A 22,073-nucleotide genomic window follows, 5' to 3' on the forward strand; every position below is an offset into this window, starting at 1 on the left:
GGTTTATTGAATTTTTAGTTTAAGACGTTTTTTAAGTAACAAATACACGAGATAAACAGCGAAGCCTAAATAGAGCAATCCCATAAATAAGTTGGTTATCATGGTATAGTTACCGTAGTTGGCAAAAATGAATTTTCCTGCCGCAATAAAAACCCCAAGACCCAACAAGGATCCAAATCCTATCCCAGCAAGATAAAAATTGTAGTGCCCCTTGGTACTTTTAAGCACTCCCTTGTTGGAGAGCACCTTGTTCCATGTCATCCAAAAGGGAACTTGTAAGGGATTAAGTGCACTTAACAACAATCCTAGCACAAAGGCCGAACTTATCTTAGGCAAAGCCGTGATTTGTTGCTCCACATTTGCTAAACGCATCGAAGCTTGAAAACTGGAAATTGACAGATACAATAACAATGCAATTCCCAATAGTATAAGGTATGATGAAAACTTCTCCCCAAATTGCAAGTGCTCGTTTCCAATTAAGGTAAGTCTAACCACGGTCAGCTCTACCAGTACTACGGCCAGTGCGAACCAAATAGCAGCAGTTAAACCTTGGGAAGCGGCAATATCAAAGGCGGTGAGGTTAAGCGTTCCCAAGGGCAATGCTCCCAAAAAGCTAACCAATACACCATAAAAACCAACCTTTGCGTGCTTATTCATTTGACAACAAGTGTTCGCTAAAACATTGTTTATTATAGTCTCTAAAATAGGGATACCTAACAGCCTAAACCAAATTTGAAGCGAAGAATTCCAAATTTAACCTAAGCTTAAGATTAATCGGCAATGAGATTGTTCCAGTTTTGATCCGCCTTGGTTCTTAGTTTTTCCGGGGATTCCTTCAACCAGAGTTCCAAAGTGTTTGTGTTTCCAGAATTATAGAATAAATAGAGTTTATCATCCCGAATTTCAAAGGTTTCGGGATTAACGTTTACCCTTTTTCCCGAAACCGCAACAGCATAGGCACAATATCCGCCATACTGGGGAACAAATTTTTCCGGATTGGCCTTGAAAGCATTCAAGTTTTCCTCGGATGAAAACTTATAGTCAATCCCTGCATGGTTTGTCTTGTATTTTTTACTTCCTTCCTCTGCCTGACCATTAAAATACGCAACTACGTCATACCCATTGGCCGCAAACCCCTTTTTGGTGTTTACATGCTTGGATTGCCCATATATTAGGGCTCCCGTAAATAAAAATGCTAAAATCAGTATTCTTTTCATATTAATAGATTGAAGATTTTTTATCTAGTGTTTTAATACCTATCTGGTACCAGTCCCTCATTTTTTCCATCTCCCAAACCCGTTCAAGGAGTTGGACTATATATGATATTATGTCTTTATGCCAAGGGATTCCTTTCATCCCCACCGACAAAGCGAATGGATAGATGTCCCTTAAATCAAATTCACGTCGGTGATCACTTCCAAAACAGCTGGGCCGTTTTCTGCAAAAAGTTCTTCCATTGCAGCCTTTAAATGTTCTTGATTTTCCACACGCTTACCCCAGGCACCGCAGGACCGGGCAAATTCGGCAAAATTAGGATTGGAGAGCGAGGTTTGCCATACATCAAATTCCCCAGCGCGTTGTTCTTTGGATATTTTACCCAGTTCATGATTGTTCAACACAATCAATTTTATGGGCATTTTATATTTGACCAAGGTGGTTATTTCCGCCAAGTACTGGCAGAGACCGCCATCCCCGGCAACAGCTACAACAGGTCTCTCATCCCCAACAGCCGTCCATGCCCCCATTGCCGCAGGCAAGGCAAAACCAATGGAACCCAAATAGCCTGACATTAGAAAATCCTGCTCCTTGGATTCAAAATAGCGTCCAAAAGAATAGGCATTATTCCCCACATCAACACACATTACAGCGTTCTCAGGGGTTAGTTGATTCATGGCATCAAAGATCGCAATGGAACTCACCCCATTATCTGAAGTTTCCAAAAGGCGCTTAGCCTTCTCCTCTTTCCATATTTTCCAGCGTTCTGCCACTTCCTTGGTTTGATCCAGAGCATTTATGCCTGATTTTAGTTCTTCCTCAAAAATTTCCAAGGTTCTGGAGATTTCACCCCATACGGCCACTTCAACTTTATGGAATTTACTTAGCGCCAAGGGATCAAAGTCCACTTGGATAATCGGTTTTTTAGGGGTAATCCCCGTGTGATTTGAAAAGGAGGCACCAAAAACAATCAACAAATCCGATTCGTTCATAAACCATGAGGCAATCGGAGTACCGCTCCTACCCAAAACCCCACCTCCCAAGGGATGATAATCAGAAATTAAGCCTTTACCTTTAAAGGTAGTAACCACTGGAGCATTCAAACTTTCTGCAAACGCTGCCAACTGTTTTTTATATGCCCTTGCCCCATGACCGAGTATGATCACAGGTCTTTTTGATTTCCTGATCAAAGCTACCGCATCGTCCACAGCTTCTTTTGGTGGAGCAATTTCCAAGGTAGTCATCCGCTTTTCCGGGGTTTTAGCCTTAGCATGGGGTTTTGCTTTTCTTTCCTGAACCTCATCGGGAAAGGTCAAGTGGGAAACATCCCGTTTAAGAATGGCGTGCTTGATAGCCAAAGACATCAACTCGGCATGTCTACTGTCACTTTGCACTCTATGGTTAAATTCAGCAACACTTCCAAAAGCCTGAACCAGGTCAACCTCCTGAAAATTGCCAGTTCCCACCACCTGCGTAGCCACTTGTCCTGATAAGGCCAATATTGGTGCTCTATCCACCTTGGCGTCCCACATTCCTGTAAACATATTGGTTGCGCCAGGACCTGCTATGGAAAAACAGGCGGCCGGTTTCCCAGTCAATTTTCCATAGGCCGAAGCCGCGAACGCCGCTGCCCCTTCGTGCCGAATACCATAAAAATTCAATTTGCCCTTTTGCTCTATACGCTTCATGGCATCTGCAAAACCCAAATTGGAATGTCCCACCATTCCAAAAACCTTGGTCACTCCCCAGTTGACCATGGTCTCTACCATGATATCCGAAACCGTGGTTTCATGGGGTACTTCCTCCTCCACTCCCACATAAATGGCATTGTTTTCCTCTTTGACTTCAAAGGTTTCAATCCCATCATCATATCCCCCCGGCGGAACCCCGGTTTGGGGATGAAAGTCCCAACCATGCCATGGACAACGGAGCATTCCATTTTCAATGGAACCTTCACCCAATGGACCTCCCTGATGGGGACATTTGTTATCCAAGGCAGAATATTTGCCCTCGAAATGCGTAAGACAAATGCCCTTGTGCGCAGCAGTAACGGTTTTCACCCTTCCTTCAGGCAACTCATTTTTGTTATCCAGTACTTTGTACCATACCTTTTTCTTTGAAGTAGCCATAAATTGATTCGTTTATTTTATTCCCGCATAGTTGATTCCAGTAAGCTCATGCATTTCCTTATTAAAGGTGGATAAGTCGTCGTGGTTGAACTTGGCAATGTCGTCATAACCGCATGAACGCGCCACTACCTTAATCAAATCGTTGGTGGCGGAGAAAAAGTTATACAATTGTTTGGCCGAAGCATCTATGATCAATCGGTTTCTCAGATGCTCCTTCTGGGTAGCAATCCCCACAGGACAGTTGTTGCTTCCGCAGGCGCGCATTCCCAAACATCCAACGGCTTGGATTGCAGCATTGGACACTGCAATGGCATCTGCACCCAACATCATGGCCTTTGAAAAATCCTCAGCAATACGAAGTCCGCCCGTAATCACCAAGGAAACATCTGCGGCTCCGACCTTATCCAGATATTTTCTAGCCCTGGCCAAGGCAGGAATCGTAGGGACATTTATATTATCCCTTAAAATGGTCGGTGCAGAGCCTGTTCCACCACCCCTACCATCCAAAATGATATAATCCACGCCCACATCAAGGGCAAATTGGATGTCTTTTTCAATATGACTGGCCGCAATCTTAAATCCGATGGGAATTCCCCCCGTACGCTCCCTCACCTTATGGGCGAAGGCCTTAAAGTCTTCCACTCCATGAAAATCGGGAAAAGTGGCTGGGCTAATAGCAGTTTCCCCTTCCTTTAGACCTCGAACTTCAGCTATTTCTTTACTCACTTTATTTCCAGGTAAATGCCCCCCTGTCCCGGTCTTGGCTCCTTGGCCTCCTTTAAAATGAAAGGCTTGGACTATATCCAATTTGTCCCAACTGAAGCCAAACTGGGCAGAAGCCAATTCATAAAAATATCTGGAATTGTTCTTTTGTTCGTCCGGCAACATACCCCCTTCCCCAGAGCAAATGCCGGTTCCAGCCATTTCAGCACCTTTGGACAAAGCAATTTTCGCTTCCCTGCTCAACGCACCAAAACTCATATCACTTACAAAAAGAGGAATGTCCAAAACCAAAGGTCTTTTTGCTTTTGGGCCAATGGTTACCTTGGTGGAAACTTCTTCATGATCCAGTAAAGGTCGTGTGGCCAACTGGGCAGGTAGAAATTGAATATCGTTCCATTTGGGCAGGGTATTCCTATCCACACCCATGGAGGCGGAAAAACCATGATGTCCAAGGTTTTTCAGACCGTTTCTGGCAAGTTCCCTGATATAACCGGTATAGGGCTCCGTATCTTCAGGATGGGTATCTGCATAAGTTCCCATATAGGCTTCCCTATCAAAGGGTTGCGGATGCTGCTGTTCAAACTGCGCCACTTCGTTCTCGTCTATTTTCAACGAATCTCCTTCAATATATTCCTGAAACTTGTGCAGTTGCTCATTATTGTTGTATTCACTTATGCCCGTATCGTATCGGTAGTCCCAACCATGCACACCACAAATTAAGTTTTTACCATCTACACGGCCATCTGCCAACAATGCACCACGGTGGTGACATCTTCCGTATAACACCGATATACCAGTCTCGTGCTTAACAATGACCAAATCCGTGTTTTTAACAAGCGCATAGGAAGGTTCTTTAGCTTTCAGTTGTGACACCTTGGCTATTTCTATCAATTTCTGAGACATATTTGCTGGGTATTTAGGTTAGATCTAAAACTTAGGTCGAGCCTTTACAAAGCTCATTACATCAGAGAGCTTAACGCACGATCTCAATTCCTACTTAAGATAGGGCAAAATAGCCAGATATCCATTTTAGAGGTATGCCCAAACAAAAACGCCCAAAGATTTCATAATCCCTGGACGTTTGCTAACCAAAAATCTACAACCACACTGGTAATTAAACTCAACTAGTTCAATACAGTAAAGGTTTAGATGCAAACGTGACCATAAACTTGTGCTTGTATATCCAAAAACTTTGAAAAGCAACTTTCTAATGCTCTCGGGGAGGTGGAGGTCCCATGTGTCCTTCGGGCGGGCCTTTCCTTCCTGGGCCTCTTCTAAGTGTCTCACGCAATATGCGCTCCAACATTTTTTGTTGTTCAGGGGTGCATATATCTCCAATACGCTTAAAATGATTGAACACCTCCAGATCTTTTTCTTGATGGAGCCAACCCATGAGTTCAACAATGGAATCCCGTTTTCTTTCCAAAAAGTCTTCATTTTGGGTATTGGAAAAAAGCATATGCCTCATTTCCCGGAGTTGACCATCCATAGTTTTCATTCGTATGCGATGTTCCCCTTCCAACATTCTAAATTCTTGGGCTTGTTCCGCTGTCAGATTTAACTCCTGTATGATAAAATTGTGGGGTGGTTTTTTCTGATTTCCGGGTTCAGATAGAACAAGGTAAAGCAATACCCCGTTCATGATCATCAAGAAAAATAATATGGCTGCAATTAATTTATTTTTCATCGGTGTCTAATTTAGGAAGGAGCCATCGTCCGAGATGGACAAATTATAGGATTCTGCAAAAGTTTGTAACTCATCCTGTTTATTAGAGCTGCTATAAAGGTACAATACCGCAAAGTTTATTGCGGCAAAAACCAACAAGGCTGCAATTTGGTATTTGGGAACAAACCAAGCCAAAATATCAGGCTGTGGAGTAACCTCTTCTGCTTCCAAGAGCTTATGGAGTACCTTGTCCTTGAAAAAGGGTGGTGAATTGACAGCCTCAATACTCTCAGCCGATTCCAGTATTTTAGCTATTTCTTGTTGCGTAGTTTTTTTAGCATCCATTGTTTTTGTGTTATTTCTTTAGATGTTATTTCTCCTTGAAACTTGCGGCTTATTTTTCATTCTTGTAAAAATTCCCCAATGTTTTCTGTAAATTCTTTTTAGCTCGAAACAAAAGCGACTCAATGGATGAAATACTTTTGTTCGTAATTGCGGCAACCTCCTTATAGCTCATTCCATCAATCTTGTGTAAGGTGAACACTACACGTTGGGCTTCCGGCAATCTGTTTATGGCCTGAAATAAGGTCTCATTTCGTTCCTTGTTTTCAAGCTGCACCCCAGGATGGTCAAATTCCGTGAAATAGGTGGATTTATCCATTGGAATCATATTTCCGGTAATGGACTGCATAAACCCAAATCGTTTTTTTGCATTCTTTTTTCGAATGAACTCCAGGCTTTTGTTCACCGAAATCCTATAGATCCATGTAGACAATCTAGCTTCTCCCTTGAATTTGGAAATGGCATGGTAGACTTCCACAAATACTTCCTGAGCTATATCTTCCGCATCCTCCCTATTAGGAACAAAAGAAAGACAAGTATTATATACTTTCCCCTGAAATTCATCCAACAACTTGCTATACGCGGATTGTTTTCTGTCCTTCAAGTCTCTTAAAAACTGCTTGTCTTCCAATGAATTAGCGTTTGTTCTTATCGCAATTTATAAGCTTTTTTGAAACCATACTGAAAAAAAGATCATCTCAACCCACAAGTTTTTATAATGGTTCACATCTAAACTAGAAATGTAAAACAATTGAATAATGAATAAAACGAAGACAACAATTGGCATTCTAGTGTTTGCCATAGCCGCACTTTACTCTAGCCAGTTAGCTGCCCAAGAAGGAGACCGAAAAGGACCTCCCTCTTTTGAAAAGCTTTTGGAAAAAATGGATGCCAATGAAGATGGAAAACTATCAGAAAATGAGGTAAAAGGGCCTTTAAAAAAGGATTTTGCCAAAGTGGACCTCAATGAAGATGGTTTTATCAGTGAAGAAGAATTTGATAAAGCGCCGAAACCCCAAAGACGCAAAAAATCCCAATAAATCATCATAAGCCATCAATTAAATCTTAATCCAATGAAAAAGAAAACAATTTCACGACATCTGTTAAGTGGTTCCACATTAATGTCCATAATCCTTGCCGGCTTCATTGCGTGTAGTTCCGATGCCGAAGATGGGGACGATGGAGAAATTATAACAACTGGTGAACTACATGCCGCATTCTCTGAATTTGATGAGGCCAACACGGACATATATCTTGAGGGTACCAATGTGGTCATTGAGACCAATGGACTTCCAAATCACTCCACGGTATATTGGGGAGTGGGTCAGGACCTCTATCTGGACGAACCTGATGTGGAAACCACCCCAAGTATTATTCCCAACTTTAACGCGGAGGCAACATTGAGGGTATCCCAAAATCCGGAATTGGCTTCCAGCAGTTCCTCTACCAATATGGGGGCTATTGGAATAGCTATTAGTGGAGCGGCGATATTCAATGATCAAGAAGGAAGTGGCCCCCTTAATGAAGCAGCCGCTTCTTTGGATTATACAGGAGGGCATATAGGCCCGGCAGAATACCACTACCATTTAGAACCAACCGCGTGGTCCGAAGATGATGAAAATTTAATCGGAATAATGGCCGACGGCTTTTTTATTTACGGAAGAAAATGCGATTCCACGGGAACGTATCCTACTGATTTGGATGCTTCAGGTGGACACACCTCTACCACACAACATACGGATGAGGCCGAATACCATTATCACATGGAGAACGAACTTTACCTGAATCAATATTATATCATTTTTCCAGGTGATTATCAAGGCAGTCCCAATGCAATTAACTAAGAGCATCTTTGTTGGTCTGCTATCCATTTTATCCATGGATAACGATCCACATATTAGTTTGGATAGGAATACCGTCATGGAAGGTAATGAGGTTTTCAAGGAAGAATTAGTGCTCAATCCTTTGGAAGGAATGTGGTATTACAAAGGCCAACCTTTCACTGGTTATGCGTTAAGCCAACATGACAATGGTATGCTTGCAGAACAAATTGGGTATTTCAAAGGAAAGAAAGAGGGAATGGCCAGAAAGTGGTTCAGTACCGGTGAGCTTCGAAGTCAGGCAAATTACATTAGGAACAGGCTAAACGGTGAATTCAAGTCCTGGTGGCCCAATGGTGTTATAAGCACTACCTCTCAATATAGGATGGGAGTTAAACATGGAGACCAGTGTAAATGGTATCCAACAGGACAACTTGCACGAGTCACCCGATTGAATCTGGGAAAAGAAGAAGGTCTTCAGCAGGCTTGGCTTGCGTCTGGAAAGATCTATGCCAACTACGAGGCCAAAAATGGACGCTTCTTTGGCTTGAAACGCTCTAACTTATGTTATGAACTTAAGGATGAAATCGTTCAGAAATAGACGAACTTTGATCGTATTGTTCCTGATGGCCATCCTGGGTTATCAATGCAGGGAAAACCATACGGTTAAAAAGGAAAGTAGGGTAGCTATGTTGCCCTATTATGATGACCCTTCATTTACCCCTAAATGGATCAATTCACAAAGTGATTCCATAAACGGACTACATCGGATTCCCAAATTCAAATTGATCAATCAATTGGGAGATACAATTACCGAAAAGACTTTTGATAACAAAATCTACGTCACCGATTTTTTCTTTACCTCCTGTCCGGGAATATGCCCGAAAATGACCAAGAACATGAACCTTATTCAACAAGAATTTAAGGACAATGAAGAGATTCTTTTATTATCCCATTCTGTGACTCCCCAACTTGACTCTGTCCCCATCCTTAGACATTATGCAGAGACCAAAGGTGTTTTAGAAAACAAATGGCATCTGGTCACCGGCGAGCGCAGAGACATCTACAACCTAGGCCGATTTGCCTATTTTGTTGAGGAAGACCTTGGGTTTCAAAAGTCCATAGACGAATTTCTCCACACAGAAAATTTTGTCCTTATTGATAAAAAGAGACATATCCGGGGAATTTATAATGGGCTCAATAAAACAGCAATAAATCAACTAATTGCCGACATCAGGACGCTGCAAAAAGAGAATTAATCCTATCTCCTTTAGGATTTTGGTAATTGATATTGACCATCTTCCAATCGTAAAATGTTAAGTGGGTTCCCATCCTTTAATTCATCAGGTAGTAGGGAATCCGGGAAACCTTGATAACAAATTGGTCTTGTAAACCGTGTTATGGCTGCCGTTCCTACTGAAGTCATCCTAGCATCCGAAGTTGCAGGGAACGGACCTCCGTGAACCATAGAATGGCAGACCTCAACTCCGGTAGGAAAGGAATTGATGAGCAATCGGCCCACCTTTTTTTCCAACAATTTGAGTAGATCGGAATATTCTTTTAGATCTTCATCGGTGCCGTGCACGGTCGCGGTAAGATGTCCACTGAGATTTTTGGCAATTTCAAGCATCTCCGCCTTATTCTCAGATTTAACCAAAAGCGTGGAAGGTCCAAAAATCTCTTCTTCCATTTCCTTGTCGGCACTAAAATCAGCGGCGGAAGCTGTAAGCACTTCGGCAGTACCTTGTGCACCACCATCCTTTTGGCTACCCCTGCCTAGTGATGTCACCTCGTTTTTCGATTTTAAGGTCTCCAAACCAGCAACATAATTTTTTTGAATGGCCTCGGTCAACATGGTGGCCGACTCTGAGGTAGAAATTTGTTGCTCCAATTCTTTTTCAAAGTTTGTTGCATCTTCGGATTTGGGTACAATGGTAATTCCAGGGTTGGTACAGAATTGACCTACGCCCAACTGCACCGAACCGGCTAAACCGCCAGCCAAGCTTCCAAAATTCTCTCTCAATGCACCGGGTAACATAAAAACGGGATTGGAACTTCCCATTTCAGCATATACAGGAATAGGTTCCTGGCGTCTAGCAGCTTCGTCAAAAAGTGCCTTTCCACCTCTAAAAGATCCTGTAAAGCCAATGGCCTTGATCAAAGGATGTCTTACAATAGCTTGTCCCACTTCAATGGAAGCGCCATGCACCAAGGAAAAGACCCCATTGGGCATATTGCATATTTGGATTGCATTAATTATGGCTTGTCCCACTAATTCCGAAGTCCCAGGATGCGCAGGATGGGCTTTAACGACTATTGGGCAACCGGCAGCCAGTGCTGAAGCTGTGTCTCCTCCAGCCACGGAAAAAGCCAAGGGAAAGTTACTGGCACCAAAGACCCCAACAGGTCCTAGGGCTATTTGCATCTGACGAGTATCCGGTTTGGGTGCGGGAGTTCTATCGGGATTGGCTCGATCTATCCTAGCGTCGACCCATGAGCCATCGCGCAATAAGCTCGCAAACAGTCTCAATTGCCCTGTAGTTCTTCCCAGTTCGCCTTTTAATCTGCCTTCAGGGAGTCCAGTTTCCAACGTACCTCTTTCAACAATGGATGTCTCAATTTTGGCAAGTTCAGAAGCGATAGTTTCCAAAAATTCCGCACGTTCCATACCAGACTTTTGTCTGTAAGCATCAAAGGCGGATTCAGCCAATTCTACAGCTTTATTCACCTCGGCTTGGGTAGCTTCGGTAAATGCTACTTCCAGTGCATCACCAGTTGCAGGATTGTTGGCATAAAAGGAGGTCGCACCTTCAGCCGATTGATCATTTCCAAGGATATTTTTCCCACTCAAATGCATAATTGTCCAGATTATAATTAGTGGCTAAAGGTAGTAGGATTCGATTAAAGGAAAAAGGAAAAAATGGACGCGGTCAAGTGCAACTCTTGAGTATTATTCCTCGCTTTGAAAACCAAAAAGCTCCACCTCCAAATTCAAGCAAGTACTTCCTTTGCACCAATAGATTTCGACGTGACGGATTGGATATCCTCACAAAGCTCCGCTTTGAAAGTAGTTCAAACAAAAAAACGCTCAAGCATAGCCTTCCTTTGCACCAATAGATCTCGACGTGACGGATTGGATATCCTCACAAAGCTCCGCTTTGAAAGTAGTTCAAACAAAAAAACGCTCAAGCATGGCCTTCCTTTGCACCAATAGATTTCGACGTGACGGATTGGATATCCTCACAAAGCTCCGCTTTGAAAGTAGTTCAAACAAAAAAACGCTCAAGCAAGCTTGGCGTTTTTTCTTATCGAACTACTTATTCGTGACCACGGTAGGATTCAAACCTACGACCGCTGGAGCCGAAATCCAGTGCTCTATTCAGCTGAGCTACGTGGCCAATTTATTTTATGAACTCAATTTTGCCTTAACAATACTGGAAATGGTCTTTCCGTCTGCCTGACCAGCCAATTCCTTGGAAACCATCCCCATTACTTTCCCCATATCTTTCATTCCTTCTGCACCTACCGCATCAATAGTCTGTACAACCACCTTTTCAATTTCCTCTTCAGTCAATTGTTCGGGCAAAAACTTTTCAATTATTGCAACTTGGGCAAGCTCAGGAGCGGCTAAATCGGCTCTTCCCTGTTCGGTAAAGATGGTAGCACTGTCTTTTCGCTGTTTTACCAACTTCTGCACCAATTTAATCTCATCTTCCTCAGAAAGCTCTCCTCCACCACCTTTGTCGGTTTTAGCCAACAAGATTGCAGATTTTATGGCGCGTAACGACTCAAGGGCAACAGTATCTTTAGCCTTCATTGCTACTTTCATTTCTGTCATCACTTGTTCCTGCAAACTCATAATCCAATTTATTTTGGGCTGCGAAGATAAAAAATAAACCCGAAAGTTTCTTAACCATCGGGCTTATCATTTCCATTTAAAATGGATACAATTTAAACACTACTAATCAACATTATCGTGCAAAAAGGAGTTGTTGGAACGCAACTGCATTTCGTCATTGCTATCCTCACTCAATGTGGTGCGGGAAACCTTTTGCTCTTTAGGGGTATCTGATAAATCTACCCCCTGCCTTTTGTAGGCAGGCTGCTTCTCTATTTCATCTATGCTGTTTCGATTATTTTGAAACTTATAATTGAAGTTTTTAAGTTTTTTTCTGCGTTCATCCGCCCTATCCTTCAGCATATCACTGATAGAGCTATTGAACGGGTCTTGATCTCCCGAGGCATTATCTCCTGTAGAAGCTTGAGGCTTTATGGTCTTCTTTTCAAAAACCAACTCGTTTTCCACCAATTTAGGCTCATGAGTTTCGGCAACGGACTTTGCACCTGTCAGTTGCGTCTCCAGTTCCATATACTCCTCCAAATCGTATCGGGTTTCACCTTCCTTCTTGTATTCCAACACGGGTTTTACCTCCACATACTCCTCTACATCAATTTCTTTGATGGTGTCGTCATCCAAATCGAAGGTAATAGTATGCTGGGGTTCATCTTCCTCTGGCTCAATGGCATTCAATGGCATATCAAAGGTCAAAGCAAATTGATCTTCTTCGGCTTTTGGAGCCACGACTTCTGGATCAACCACTTCGATATCATTTAGGATACTTTTGGCTTCAATAATCACAAAATCATCCTCTACGTTTTCTGAAACTACTTCCTCGTAGAAAACATTAAAGTTTCTGATGTAATTGGAAGTTGGAATCAAATCCGACTCCACTTCTTGGGGAACCGGTTCAGGCTCACCAATTTCTTCCTCCATATCCAAGGTATGCCGCACTACTTCAGGTTCTTCTTTAACTAGTGGTTTTTCCAATTTAATCTCTTGTACTGATGTGGCCTCAGGGGTCAAGTCTTGTTCGGCGGTTTGCTCATCTTCCAAGGTATAGAACACTTTTTTGCTTTCAGTGTTCACAATATGGTCCTGCTGATCCACATTAAAACCGGTAGCAATTACGGTTACCGCAATGGCATCACCCAAGTTCTCATCTTCCCCAACACCCATAATAATATTGGCACTATGACCTGCTTCAATCTGGATGAAGTCGTTGATTTCCCCAATTTCGTCAATGGTAATTTCTTGTGTTCCCGAAACAATGAGCAATAGCACATTTTTGGCTCCATTAATCTTGTTATCATTCAACAATGGAGAATCCAAGGCTTTCATAATTGCCTCACTAGCCCTTGCAGACCCGGATGCCGTGGAAGAGCCCATTATGGCCGTACCACTGTTGGAAAGCACCGTTTTTGCATCCCTAAGGTCAATATTTTGTGTGTAATGATGTGTAATAACTTCGGCAATACCCCTCGCTGCCGTCGCCAACACCTCATCTGCTTTAGAAAAACCTGCCTTGAACCCTAAATTTCCGTAAACTTCACGGAGCTTGTTGTTGTTGATCACAATCAACGAATCCACATTGGCCCGTAATTTTTCTATTCCAGCTTGTGCCTGTTTGTTACGCATGGCTCCTTCAAACTGAAATGGTATGGTCACGATCCCTACGGTAAGCACGTCCATCTCCCTGGCTACCTTGGCAATGATTGGGGCAGCACCTGTCCCCGTTCCACCGCCCATTCCCGCGGTTATAAATGCCATTTTGGTATTGCTTTCCAGCATACCCTTAACCTCTTCCATACTTTCCAATGCAGCTTGCTCACCAATTTCTGGATTGGCTCCAGCTCCCAATCCTTCCGTTAGGGAAACCCCCAACTGGATTTTATTGGGAATTGGACTGTTTTGCAGGGCTTGTGCATCTGTATTGCAGATGACAAAGTCCACGCCGTTGATTCCGGCCTGGAACATGTGATTGATGGCGTTTCCACCACCTCCACCTACGCCGATTACCTTAATTACGTTGCTCTTGTTTTTGGGGAGATCAAAAGCGATGTTGTCAAATTCGGTGCTCTTACTCATGACAGTTGTGTTTCGTTTTAATGGGGTTATTATTCTGCGTTATCCAAAAAGTCCTTTAATTTCTCAGACCATTTGTCAAATATCGATTTGCGTTCTTTATGGGAAGTGCTTCCCGAATGTTCCTGACCTACCAACACTTTCTCCTCTTCAAGAACTGCTTCTTCTTCAACTATTTGCTGTCGGTTGTTGGTTTCCAGCGCATTCATCAACAATCCAACAGCTGTGGCATACAATGGGCTGGCAATTTCCTCATCGGAATCGCCGGCCAAATGTTCATTGGGATACCCAATACGGGTGTCCATTCCCGTAATATATTCCACCAATTGCTTTAAATGTTTCAACTGGCTTCCACCACCGGTTAAAACTATTCCGGCAATGAGTTTCTTCTTTTGCTCTTCGTGGCCATAATTTTTTATTTCCACGTAAACCTGCTCCACAATCTCCACTACCCGGGCGTGAATAATCTTGGAAAGGTTTTTTAGGGTAATTTCCTTAGGCTCTCTACCTCTTAATCCGGGAATAGAAACAATTTCATTGTCCTTGTTTTCACCTGGCCATGCAGATCCAAATTTCATTTTTAACAGTTCTGCCTGCTTTTCAATGATGGAACAACCTTCCTTGATATCTTCGGTAATTACGTTTCCTCCAAAAGGAATCACAGAGGTGTGTCGAATGATACCATCCTTGAAAATGGCCAAATCCGTAGTTCCACCTCCTATATCGATTAAAGCAACCCCTGCTTCTTTTTCTTCCTGACTCAAAACGGCTTCCGCAGAGGCCAAGGGCTCTAAGGTGATGTTTCCCAAATCGAGTCCTGCACTTTTAATACAGCGTCCAATATTCTTGATGGAGGATACCTGCCCTACCACCACATGGAAATTGGCTTCCAATCGGCCGCCATACATTCCTTTTGGTTCCTTAATTTCGGATTGACCATCCACTTTGTATTCCTGTGGCAATACATGGATAATTTCTTCTCCGGGAAGCATGACCAATTTGTACACTTGGTTGCACAGTTTTTCCAAATCATCATCATCTATGACTTCTTCAGAATTGGGACGGGTGATATAGTCGCTATGCTGAAGGCTTCTTATATGTTGCCCTGCAATACCCACGACAACCGATCCAATTTTAAGACCCGAATTCAACTCTGCCTGTTCAACTGCTTGTTGGATAGAAGAAATGGTTTGGGTTATGTTGTTGACCACCCCACGGTGCACACCCAAACTTTTGGATCTGCCGGTTCCTAAAATTTCAATTTTTCCGTAATCATTTTCCCTTCCAATGATCGCTACGATCTTGGTAGTTCCAATGTCCAATCCAACTGAATAATTCCCCTGTTCCATATTTTAAATTTTGGTACAAACCACTTGATTGCTGAATTCTAAACTTACTACTGCATATTTCTCCAAGGATTTATCCTTGGCAGCTTTTGCATAAAAGGCCATAAAATTTTTGAACTTCTCATCGAGGTTCTCAACCCCGCCCAAATTCACTACAAAATTCTCTAGGCGGAATTTGAGTTGATATTTCCCTTCTTCCTCAATGTGTATTCCGATGACATTTTTCCTAAGAAAATCGTCTTCGTTGATATAATTCAAAATGACATAGGCATCCTCCAAGGTTTTCCCCGTAATCTTTCCTGTAATTATGGGCACCCTTGCGGAATGGTGCTTGGACAACGGCATGCGTTCTCCCAGATCATCCAAATAAAATTTGGAGACTCCCTCTACCCTTCCAATTGGTTTTCGCTGAACAATCTTGGATATAAGTTCCCCGTTTACAGTAAGATAGACTTGGGCATTTTTCACCATGTCATTGGACCGTAATACTTCCTCTATGGTATTCAAAACTAATTGTTCTTTAGCCCTATTTTTTATGGTGCCATAATTTTGTATTAACAATTTATTAACTGAGGCCTCCGTCAGATATAAGTTGTTGTCTCCCAAAAATTTAATGGATATATCGTCTATTGTTTTTTGGTCACTCCTATAATCAGCAAATCCGTACAAGCCGATAATCACCATACCCAAAAATCCCAGTTTTATGTTGTTCCAGTTAACTCGCATAGGCCAATTCTTTTTTGATTTTGGAAACCTCCAATCCAATATCACCAGCTCCCATGGTCACCAAAACCCCCGTTTTACTTTGTTTTATCTCATCTATTAATTCTGATTTAGAAATCAATTTTTTTCTTGGATTTTCAATTTTATCCAACAACCATTTTGACGTAATTCCCTGAATGGGCTCTTCCCTTGCTGGGTAGATTTCCAACAAGAATATGATATCAAACTTGGAGAGGCTTTTAGCAAAATCATCTCCAAAATCTTGGGTTCTTGAAAATAAATGGGGCTGAAATATAGCCGTCACTTCTTCCCCTGGATGCATTTCCCGAATAGCATCATAAACCGCAATAATTTCCGTGGGATGATGTGCATAATCATCAATAAAGACAAAATCGCTTTTCTTGATTTGGTACGAAAAGCGTCGCTGCACGCCTTTAAAGGTTCCCAAAGCTTCAGCAAGACGATGCGGAGGGGAACCGGCCTGCATCGCCATTGCAAAAGCAGCTAATCCATTGAGCAGGTTATGCCTGCCCGGTTTATTGAAACGGACTTGCCTTACCACTTCAGCTGGGGTAATCAAGTCAAAAATGTAGGTGCCTCGTTCAATTGAAATATTTTCTATTCTATAGTCTGAATTGTCATCAATACCATAGGTGTATCCGTTCAAGGGCAAGCCATTTCTAACGAATAATTGTCCGCCTGGCTTTACTTTGGCTACAAACTCCTGAAAAGATTTATGTAATTCCTCCTTGGTTCCGTAGATATCCAAATGATCTGCATCCATAGAGGTTACGCAGGCCACATTGGGCGACAGCTGTAAAAATGATCGGTCAAACTCATCGGCCTCCACCACGGCATGGGACGTACCTTCCAACACAAAATTGCTATTGAAATCCTCCGAAATGCCCCCTAAAAATGCCACCAAAGGCGTACCTGTTTCCTTCAGCAAATGAGCCAAAATGCATGAGGTGGTGGTTTTTCCATGCGTTCCGGCCACTGCAAAGCAAAAGGTATCTTTGGTGATAATTCCCAGTACTTCCGATCGCTTTTTCACCTCAAAACCGTTTCTTTTGAAATACTGCAATTGCGAATGCGAATCTGGAACTGCTGGAGTATATACCACAAGTGTGTTTTCCGGATTCTTGAAGAGGTCAGGAATTAAATACACTTCGTCCTTAAAATGAACAAAAATTTCGCTTTCAATCAATTCATCGGTGATGGGCGATTGTGCTTTGTCGTATCCCATTACGTTCTTGTCAACATACTTGAAATAGCGGGCCAAGGCAGACATTCCAATGCCTCCTATGCCAATAAAAAAGACGTTATCTATGTCCTTCAAATTCATTTGAGCAACTTTTCAATTTCGTCAACAATATGTTCGGTGGCCTTTGGCAAAGCCAGTTTTTTAATATTCGAGCTTAGCTCAGCTTGTTTCCCCTCTGATTCCGTCAAATCCCGAAAAACGGCTTCAAACTGGGATTCCAATTCTGCTTCCTTCAATAGAACGGCCGCATTTTTGGACGTCAACGCCTGTGCGTTTTTGGTTTGGTGATCTTCTGCCACGTTGGGCGAGGGAATAAAAATCACCGGTTTGCCCACCAGACACAATTCTGACACAGAACTGGCTCCCGATCGGGAAATAATAAAATCTGCTGCGCTATAGGCATGGTCCATTTTATTGATGAATGCCATGACCCTAACGGTATCAGAATCGTAATTTTTGTAGTCATCATGGTACAGTTTCCCGCATTGCCACAATAGCTGCACATTTTGTTGTTTAAAAAAATCGAGTTGCTGTTCTATCAACTGATTGATGCGTCTAGCACCTAAACTTCCGCCAAGAATCAATACCGTTTTTCTTCCTTCTTTCAAACCGAAGGTTTCCAACGCCTGTTTTTGTCCTACTTCCAAATTCACCAAATCCTGCCGTACCGGATTGCCCGTTTTTACAATCTTTTCCTTCGGAAAGAACTTTTCCATTCCATCATAGGCCACACATATGCTTTGGGCCTTTCCAGCCAATAATTTGTTCGTAATTCCTGCGTAGGAGTTTTGTTCTTGAAGCACACATGGCACCCGGGAACCTGCCGCCATTCGTAATAACGGTCCGCTGGCAAACCCCCCGGTGCCGATAGCTACATCAGGTTGAAACCTTTTTACTATGTTGCGCGCTCTCAACAAACTACTTATCAGTTTAAAGGGAAACATGAGATTTTTCAATGTCAGCTTCCGTTGTATTCCACTTATCCACAGTCCTTCTATTTTGTAGCCGGCTTGTGGCACTTTTTCCATTTCCATTTTATCCCTGGCCCCCACAAAAAGGAACTCCGCATTTGGATACCTCTTTTTTAGTTCTCCAGCTATGGCAATGGCCGGATAAATATGTCCTCCCGTACCCCCTCCAGAAAGTATAAATCTATAGTTGCCCACTTAATACTTCTAAAGGATTGGTTTCATCTATATCATAGGATTCCTCCTCTAAATTTTCACTTTTATTGCTGGCACTCAACACAATTCCGATGGCCATACAGGTCATCCAAATAGAGGTACCCCCCATGCTTATAAGCGGTAAGGGCTGTCCCGTTACGGGAAACAACTGAACTACCACCGCCATATTGATAAAGGCCTGAAAAACGATGGGCAAGCCCACACCTATGACCAAAAGCTTGGAAAAAATAGTCTTGGCCGAATTGGCGACCACCACAATCCGAAACAGCAATAACAAATAGAAAAACAAGAGAGCTCCCCCTCCCAACAATCCATACTCCTCAATGATGATTGCAAAAATGAAGTCCGAAGTGCTTTGGGACAACATGTTTTTAATGACACTTTTCCCAGCTCCTTTTCCAACCACACCGCCTTCTGCAATCGCAATTTTGGCCAAAGTCAACTGGTGCAAATCATCCTTATCCGCTTTTTCTGGGCTCCAAAAGGTTTCAATCCTGGATTTCCAGGTTGTGGCCCGCTGCCCGGGAATCACCTCAGGAGTTTTAAAGACCACAAACATAAACATGGCCCCCAAGACCAATCCTGCTCCCAATATTGAAAAGAGGTATTTTAAAGGATACCCCCCTAAAAAGCACAAAATCAAAACCAATAAGGATATAATCGCTGCTGTCGAAAAGTTTTCGGGTAAAATCAGTAAAACAACCAATGCCGTTGGCAACCAAAGCGGTAAAATACTTTCCTTAAATGTAATGACCGTATCCTTGATTTTGGTAAGATATCTGGCCACCCAGATCATCAACACTACGGATGCCAACGTAGAGGTCTGAAAGTTTACCCCAACAAAGGGAATCTTGATCCATCTATTGGCTGTAACACCACCAATTTTGGTTTCCACTGTTAAGGTATATGCCAACAAAATCAGTACAATGGGCAGCGCTATAATGGAAAGCCCTTTAAAGTAATGGGTAGGTATGCGATGCACCGCATAGATAATCCCGAATCCCAAAAACAGCAACACCCCGTGTTTTACTAGATGTCCAATAGTGGTACCATCATCATTTACATAGACCAAATTGGTACTGGCACTGTAAACCGGTAAAAATGAGAAAAGGGCCAGCAGGGCCACGAGTCCCCAGATGGCTTTATCCCCTTTCAGATTTTTAAATACCGATAGCATTTCTATAAATTTTTAATCGCTTTTTTAAATTGATCGCCCCGGTCCTCATAGTTTTCAAAGAGGTCAAAACTGGCACAGGCTGGTGATAGCAGTACAGAATCCCCGCGCTCTGAAATTTTATAGGCCACCTTGACCGCTTCTTCCATGGAATAGGTCTCGACCATCAAATCAATGACATTCCCAAAGGCTTCCTTGAGCTTGGAATTATCCATCCCCAAACACACAATGGCTTTTACTTTTTCCCGCACCAATGGCATCAATTCCGAATAATCGTTGCCTTTATCCACGCCACCCACAATCCAAACAATAGGTTTTTTGATACCGTCAAGGGCATAATAGGTAGCATTTACATTGGTTGCCTTGGAATCATTTACGTATTCCACATGATTGATTTTCAACACTTTTTCCAATCTATGTGGTACACCTTGGAAAGACTGGATACTCTTACGGATAGTCTCCTTTCTCACATTCACCAATAGGGCGGCCAAGCCAGCTGCCATGGTGTTTTTTACGTTGTGCTGACCATCCAAGGCCAAAATATCTGTGCTCATTTCCAAGGTTTTATGTTCTACATTCATCTTTATAATATTCTTATCGAGCCAAGCTCCATTTTCCTGTTTTGCCTTTAATGAAAAGGGCAATAATTTGGATTGAACAGGGTTTTTTGCCAGCCAGTCGCCAATCACAGGGTCATCCGCATCGTAAATCAGATAATCATTGCGATCTTGGTTCATGGCAATTCTAAATTTGGAAGCGATATAGTTTTCAAACTTGTAATCGTACCTATCCAAATGATCGGGTGTGATATTGGTGATGATGGCGATGTTGGGTTTAAATTCCACAATACCGTCCAATTGGAAACTACTTATCTCCAACACATAAACATCCAACTCCTCTTGCGCCACCATTTTAGCATAGCTATCGCCAATGTTTCCTGCCATTCCTATGTATAAACCTTCTTCCTTTAGCAGATGATAGGTCAACATTGTAGTAGTGGTTTTTCCATTACTCCCCGTAATCCCAATGAGTTTGGCATCGGTATAGTTTGATGCAAACTCAATTTCAGATATGACAGGAATGCCTTTATTCACCAATTGCTGAACCAGGGGAACCTTATCTGGAATTCCCGGGCTTTTCATCACCAGATCAGCATTCAGAATCTTAGCTTCCGTATGCTGTCCCGACTCCCATTCAATCTCAAAATGTTCAAGAACTTTCTTATACTTTTCTTGGATTTCACCTTTATCCGAAACAAAGACTTCAAATCCCTCTTTTTGCCCCAAAATGGCAGTTCCTACACCGCTTTCTCCCCCACCAAGTACCACCAAGCGTGCCATCTACCGAATCTTCAGGGTGACAATGCTCACAATGGCCAGAAATATTCCAATAATCCAAAAACGTGTTACAATCTTGCTTTCATGGTACATTTTCTTCTGAAAATGGTGGTGTAGTGGCGCCATCAAAAACAATCGCTTTCCCTCCCCATATTTCTTTCTGGTCCTTTTAAAATAGCTCACTTGCAACATAACCGATAAGGTCTCCGCAAAGAAGATTCCGCACAAAATGGGAATCAACAATTCCTTTCTTACAATAATTGCAATAACAGCGATTATACCTCCTATGGTCAAACTTCCTGTATCACCCATAAAGACCTGTGCCGGATAAGCGTTGTACCATAAAAATCCAATCAAGGCTCCTACAAAAGCAGCGATAAAAATCAAAAGCTCACTTACCCTGGGGATATAGAAAATGTCTAGATAATCTGAAAATTGGATGTTCCCTGATACCCAAGCAAATATTCCAAGAGCCAGTGCAATAATGGCCGAAGAACCTGCTGCAAGTCCATCAATTCCGTCCGTAAGGTTGGCCCCGTTGGAAACTGCGGTAACAATCAAAATCACCACAGGTATAAATATGAGCCAGGCATAATTCTCCATACCTTCCCCAGTCCAAGAAATCCACTCTGCATAGTCAAGTTCATTATTCTTAAAAAAGGGCACGTTGGTCATAACCGATTTGGTTTCCTGACCAAAAACAGTTTCTACGTTAAAATTTTCAGTTATTCGGGTCGAGTCTTTTTCTTTGATGGTCACTTCTGGGTGGAAATACATTATGGAACCCACTATAAGACCCAAGACAACCTGCCCCATAATCTTAAAGCGACCTTTTAATCCTTGTTTGTCTTTTTTGAAGATCTTGATATAGTCATCCACAAATCCAATGATGCCCATCCAGAGGGTTGTGACCAACAACAGAATGATATAGATGTTCTTGATATCGGCAAACAACAAGACCGGTATAAGGGTAGACAAAATGATGATAAGTCCTCCCATGGTGGGCGTACCCGCTTTTTGTTGCTGTCCTTCCAGGCCCAAATCGCGAATGCTTTCACCTATTTGCTTTTTTTGAAGGAAAAGAATGATCCGCTTTCCATATACCATTGCAATCAAAAGAGATAACAACACTGCCATGGCCGCCCTGAAAGTAAAGAAACCAAAAAGGCTTGCTCCTGGCAATTGGTATTGTTTCTCTAAAAAATCGAACAGGTAGTATAACATGGG

The 22,073-nt window shown here is 42.5% G+C and carries 21 protein-coding genes and 1 tRNA gene; 4 read left to right on the forward strand and 18 right to left on the reverse strand.

Annotated features, from left to right (window positions below; all coding sequences use genetic code 11):
• Positions 1 to 3: 3 nt before the first annotated feature.
• The 7 genes from FGG15_RS16825 to FGG15_RS16855 form a co-directional block, all read right to left on the reverse strand.
• Positions 4 to 657, reverse strand: a complete 654-nt coding sequence (locus FGG15_RS16825) for a LysE family transporter (protein WP_138838493.1) — start codon at positions 655 to 657, stop codon at positions 4 to 6.
• A gap of 113 nt (positions 658 to 770) precedes the next feature.
• A complete protein-coding gene (locus FGG15_RS16830) occupies positions 771 to 1,217 on the reverse strand; it encodes a YHS domain-containing (seleno)protein (RefSeq protein WP_138838495.1) in 447 nt (148 codons plus the stop codon).
• A 171-nt stretch (positions 1,218 to 1,388) separates the two neighbouring features.
• Positions 1,389 to 3,344: a thiamine pyrophosphate-dependent enzyme gene (locus FGG15_RS16835; protein WP_138838497.1), complete on the reverse strand. Its 1,956-nt coding sequence runs from the start codon at positions 3,342 to 3,344 to the stop codon at positions 1,389 to 1,391.
• A gap of 12 nt (positions 3,345 to 3,356) precedes the next feature.
• Positions 3,357 to 4,970: a glutamate synthase-related protein gene (locus tag FGG15_RS16840; protein WP_138838499.1), complete on the reverse strand. Its 1,614-nt coding sequence runs from the start codon at positions 4,968 to 4,970 to the stop codon at positions 3,357 to 3,359.
• A 304-nt stretch (positions 4,971 to 5,274) separates the two neighbouring features.
• Entirely contained in the window at positions 5,275 to 5,754 is a 480-nt protein-coding gene (locus FGG15_RS16845) for a Spy/CpxP family protein refolding chaperone (protein ID WP_138838501.1), read from the reverse strand.
• A 6-nt stretch (positions 5,755 to 5,760) separates the two neighbouring features.
• On the reverse strand, positions 5,761 to 6,078 hold the full coding sequence (locus tag FGG15_RS16850; RefSeq protein WP_138838503.1) for a hypothetical protein: 318 nt from the start codon (positions 6,076 to 6,078) through the stop codon (positions 5,761 to 5,763).
• Positions 6,079 to 6,127: 49 nt separating this feature from the next.
• The gene (locus tag FGG15_RS16855) at positions 6,128 to 6,706 is read right to left on the reverse strand and encodes an RNA polymerase sigma factor (RefSeq protein ID WP_138838505.1); all 579 of its coding nucleotides are present in this window, start codon (positions 6,704 to 6,706) and stop codon (positions 6,128 to 6,130) included.
• A gap of 127 nt (positions 6,707 to 6,833) precedes the next feature.
• On the opposite strand from FGG15_RS16855, the gene FGG15_RS16860 reads away from it, so the two are divergent.
• From FGG15_RS16860 to FGG15_RS16875, 4 genes are read left to right on the forward strand one after another with little or no spacing between them, the layout of a single operon-like run.
• The gene (locus tag FGG15_RS16860) at positions 6,834 to 7,115 is read left to right on the forward strand and encodes an EF-hand domain-containing protein (protein ID WP_138838507.1); all 282 of its coding nucleotides are present in this window, start codon (positions 6,834 to 6,836) and stop codon (positions 7,113 to 7,115) included.
• 33 nt (positions 7,116 to 7,148) lie between these two features.
• The gene (locus FGG15_RS16865) at positions 7,149 to 7,919 is read left to right on the forward strand and encodes a YHYH protein (protein ID WP_138838509.1); all 771 of its coding nucleotides are present in this window, start codon (positions 7,149 to 7,151) and stop codon (positions 7,917 to 7,919) included.
• Positions 7,906 to 8,496 (forward strand): toxin-antitoxin system YwqK family antitoxin, encoded by a 591-nt coding sequence (locus FGG15_RS16870; protein WP_237561857.1) that lies wholly within the window; start codon positions 7,906 to 7,908, stop codon positions 8,494 to 8,496. Before FGG15_RS16865 ends, FGG15_RS16870 begins: the two co-directional genes overlap by 14 nt.
• Positions 8,477 to 9,154: an SCO family protein gene (locus FGG15_RS16875; RefSeq protein WP_138838861.1), complete on the forward strand. Its 678-nt coding sequence runs from the start codon at positions 8,477 to 8,479 to the stop codon at positions 9,152 to 9,154. The genes FGG15_RS16870 and FGG15_RS16875 overlap by 20 nt, the downstream gene beginning before the upstream one ends.
• An 11-nt stretch (positions 9,155 to 9,165) precedes the next feature.
• On the opposite strand, the gene FGG15_RS16880 is transcribed toward FGG15_RS16875, so the two are convergent.
• From FGG15_RS16880 to mraY, 11 genes are all read right to left on the reverse strand, one after another.
• On the reverse strand, positions 9,166 to 10,752 hold the full coding sequence (locus tag FGG15_RS16880; RefSeq protein ID WP_138838511.1) for an aldehyde dehydrogenase (NADP(+)): 1,587 nt from the start codon (positions 10,750 to 10,752) through the stop codon (positions 9,166 to 9,168).
• A gap of 467 nt (positions 10,753 to 11,219) precedes the next feature.
• Positions 11,220 to 11,293: transfer RNA gene (locus FGG15_RS16885), tRNA-Arg, on the reverse strand.
• A gap of 8 nt (positions 11,294 to 11,301) precedes the next feature.
• Positions 11,302 to 11,754: a GatB/YqeY domain-containing protein gene (locus FGG15_RS16890; protein WP_138838513.1), complete on the reverse strand. Its 453-nt coding sequence runs from the start codon at positions 11,752 to 11,754 to the stop codon at positions 11,302 to 11,304.
• Between the two features lie 102 nt (positions 11,755 to 11,856).
• Positions 11,857 to 13,821: a cell division protein FtsZ gene (gene ftsZ / locus FGG15_RS16895; protein ID WP_138838515.1), complete on the reverse strand. Its 1,965-nt coding sequence runs from the start codon at positions 13,819 to 13,821 to the stop codon at positions 11,857 to 11,859.
• A 29-nt stretch (positions 13,822 to 13,850) separates the two neighbouring features.
• A complete protein-coding gene (gene ftsA / locus FGG15_RS16900; RefSeq protein WP_138838517.1) occupies positions 13,851 to 15,167 on the reverse strand; it encodes a cell division protein FtsA in 1,317 nt (438 codons plus the stop codon).
• Positions 15,168 to 15,170: 3 nt separating this feature from the next.
• On the reverse strand, positions 15,171 to 15,890 hold the full coding sequence (locus FGG15_RS16905; RefSeq protein ID WP_138838519.1) for a cell division protein FtsQ/DivIB: 720 nt from the start codon (positions 15,888 to 15,890) through the stop codon (positions 15,171 to 15,173).
• Positions 15,880 to 17,232 (reverse strand): UDP-N-acetylmuramate--L-alanine ligase, encoded by a 1,353-nt coding sequence (murC, locus tag FGG15_RS16910; RefSeq protein WP_138838521.1) that lies wholly within the window; start codon positions 17,230 to 17,232, stop codon positions 15,880 to 15,882. The genes FGG15_RS16905 and murC overlap by 11 nt, the downstream gene beginning before the upstream one ends.
• The gene (gene murG / locus FGG15_RS16915; RefSeq protein WP_138838523.1) at positions 17,229 to 18,317 is read right to left on the reverse strand and encodes an undecaprenyldiphospho-muramoylpentapeptide beta-N-acetylglucosaminyltransferase; all 1,089 of its coding nucleotides are present in this window, start codon (positions 18,315 to 18,317) and stop codon (positions 17,229 to 17,231) included. The genes murC and murG overlap by 4 nt, the downstream gene beginning before the upstream one ends.
• Complete coding sequence (locus FGG15_RS16920; protein WP_138838525.1) at positions 18,304 to 19,512, reverse strand: FtsW/RodA/SpoVE family cell cycle protein; 1,209 nt, start codon at positions 19,510 to 19,512, stop codon at positions 18,304 to 18,306. The genes murG and FGG15_RS16920 overlap by 14 nt, the downstream gene beginning before the upstream one ends.
• A 2-nt stretch (positions 19,513 to 19,514) precedes the next feature.
• A complete protein-coding gene (murD, locus tag FGG15_RS16925) occupies positions 19,515 to 20,849 on the reverse strand; it encodes a UDP-N-acetylmuramoyl-L-alanine--D-glutamate ligase (RefSeq protein WP_138838527.1) in 1,335 nt (444 codons plus the stop codon).
• Entirely contained in the window at positions 20,850 to 22,070 is a 1,221-nt protein-coding gene (mraY, locus tag FGG15_RS16930) for a phospho-N-acetylmuramoyl-pentapeptide-transferase (protein WP_138838529.1), read from the reverse strand.
• Between the last annotated feature and the right edge of the window lie 3 nt (positions 22,071 to 22,073).

The sequence above is a fragment of the Flagellimonas algicola genome, from assembly GCF_005937185.1.
Classification (GTDB): domain Bacteria; phylum Bacteroidota; class Bacteroidia; order Flavobacteriales; family Flavobacteriaceae; genus Flagellimonas; species Flagellimonas algicola.

Excerpts from the sequence above, each read along its gene's own strand:
- FGG15_RS16825 (WP_138838493.1), bottom strand. The coding sequence starts at position 657 with ATGAATAAGCACGCAAAGGTTGGTTTTTATGGTGTATTGGTTAGCTTT.
- FGG15_RS16830 (WP_138838495.1), bottom strand. The coding sequence starts at position 1,217 with ATGAAAAGAATACTGATTTTAGCATTTTTATTTACGGGAGCCCTAATA.
- FGG15_RS16835 (WP_138838497.1), bottom strand. The coding sequence starts at position 3,344 with ATGGCTACTTCAAAGAAAAAGGTATGGTACAAAGTACTGGATAACAAA.
- FGG15_RS16840 (WP_138838499.1), bottom strand. The coding sequence starts at position 4,970 with ATGTCTCAGAAATTGATAGAAATAGCCAAGGTGTCACAACTGAAAGCT.
- FGG15_RS16845 (WP_138838501.1), bottom strand. The coding sequence starts at position 5,754 with ATGAAAAATAAATTAATTGCAGCCATATTATTTTTCTTGATGATCATG.
- FGG15_RS16850 (WP_138838503.1), bottom strand. The coding sequence starts at position 6,078 with ATGGATGCTAAAAAAACTACGCAACAAGAAATAGCTAAAATACTGGAA.
- FGG15_RS16860 (WP_138838507.1), top strand. The coding sequence starts at position 6,834 with ATGAATAAAACGAAGACAACAATTGGCATTCTAGTGTTTGCCATAGCC.
- FGG15_RS16865 (WP_138838509.1), top strand. The coding sequence starts at position 7,149 with ATGAAAAAGAAAACAATTTCACGACATCTGTTAAGTGGTTCCACATTA.
- FGG15_RS16870 (WP_237561857.1), top strand. The coding sequence starts at position 7,906 with ATGCAATTAACTAAGAGCATCTTTGTTGGTCTGCTATCCATTTTATCC.
- FGG15_RS16875 (WP_138838861.1), top strand. The coding sequence starts at position 8,477 with ATGAAATCGTTCAGAAATAGACGAACTTTGATCGTATTGTTCCTGATG.
- FGG15_RS16880 (WP_138838511.1), bottom strand. The coding sequence starts at position 10,752 with ATGCATTTGAGTGGGAAAAATATCCTTGGAAATGATCAATCGGCTGAA.
- FGG15_RS16890 (WP_138838513.1), bottom strand. The coding sequence starts at position 11,754 with ATGAGTTTGCAGGAACAAGTGATGACAGAAATGAAAGTAGCAATGAAG.
- ftsZ (WP_138838515.1), bottom strand. The coding sequence starts at position 13,821 with ATGAGTAAGAGCACCGAATTTGACAACATCGCTTTTGATCTCCCCAAA.
- ftsA (WP_138838517.1), bottom strand. The coding sequence starts at position 15,167 with ATGGAACAGGGGAATTATTCAGTTGGATTGGACATTGGAACTACCAAG.
- FGG15_RS16905 (WP_138838519.1), bottom strand. The coding sequence starts at position 15,890 with ATGCGAGTTAACTGGAACAACATAAAACTGGGATTTTTGGGTATGGTG.
- murC (WP_138838521.1), bottom strand. The coding sequence starts at position 17,232 with ATGAATTTGAAGGACATAGATAACGTCTTTTTTATTGGCATAGGAGGC.
- FGG15_RS16920 (WP_138838525.1), bottom strand. The coding sequence starts at position 19,512 with ATGCTATCGGTATTTAAAAATCTGAAAGGGGATAAAGCCATCTGGGGA.
- murD (WP_138838527.1), bottom strand. The coding sequence starts at position 20,849 with ATGGCACGCTTGGTGGTACTTGGTGGGGGAGAAAGCGGTGTAGGAACT.
- mraY (WP_138838529.1), bottom strand. The coding sequence starts at position 22,070 with ATGTTATACTACCTGTTCGATTTTTTAGAGAAACAATACCAATTGCCA.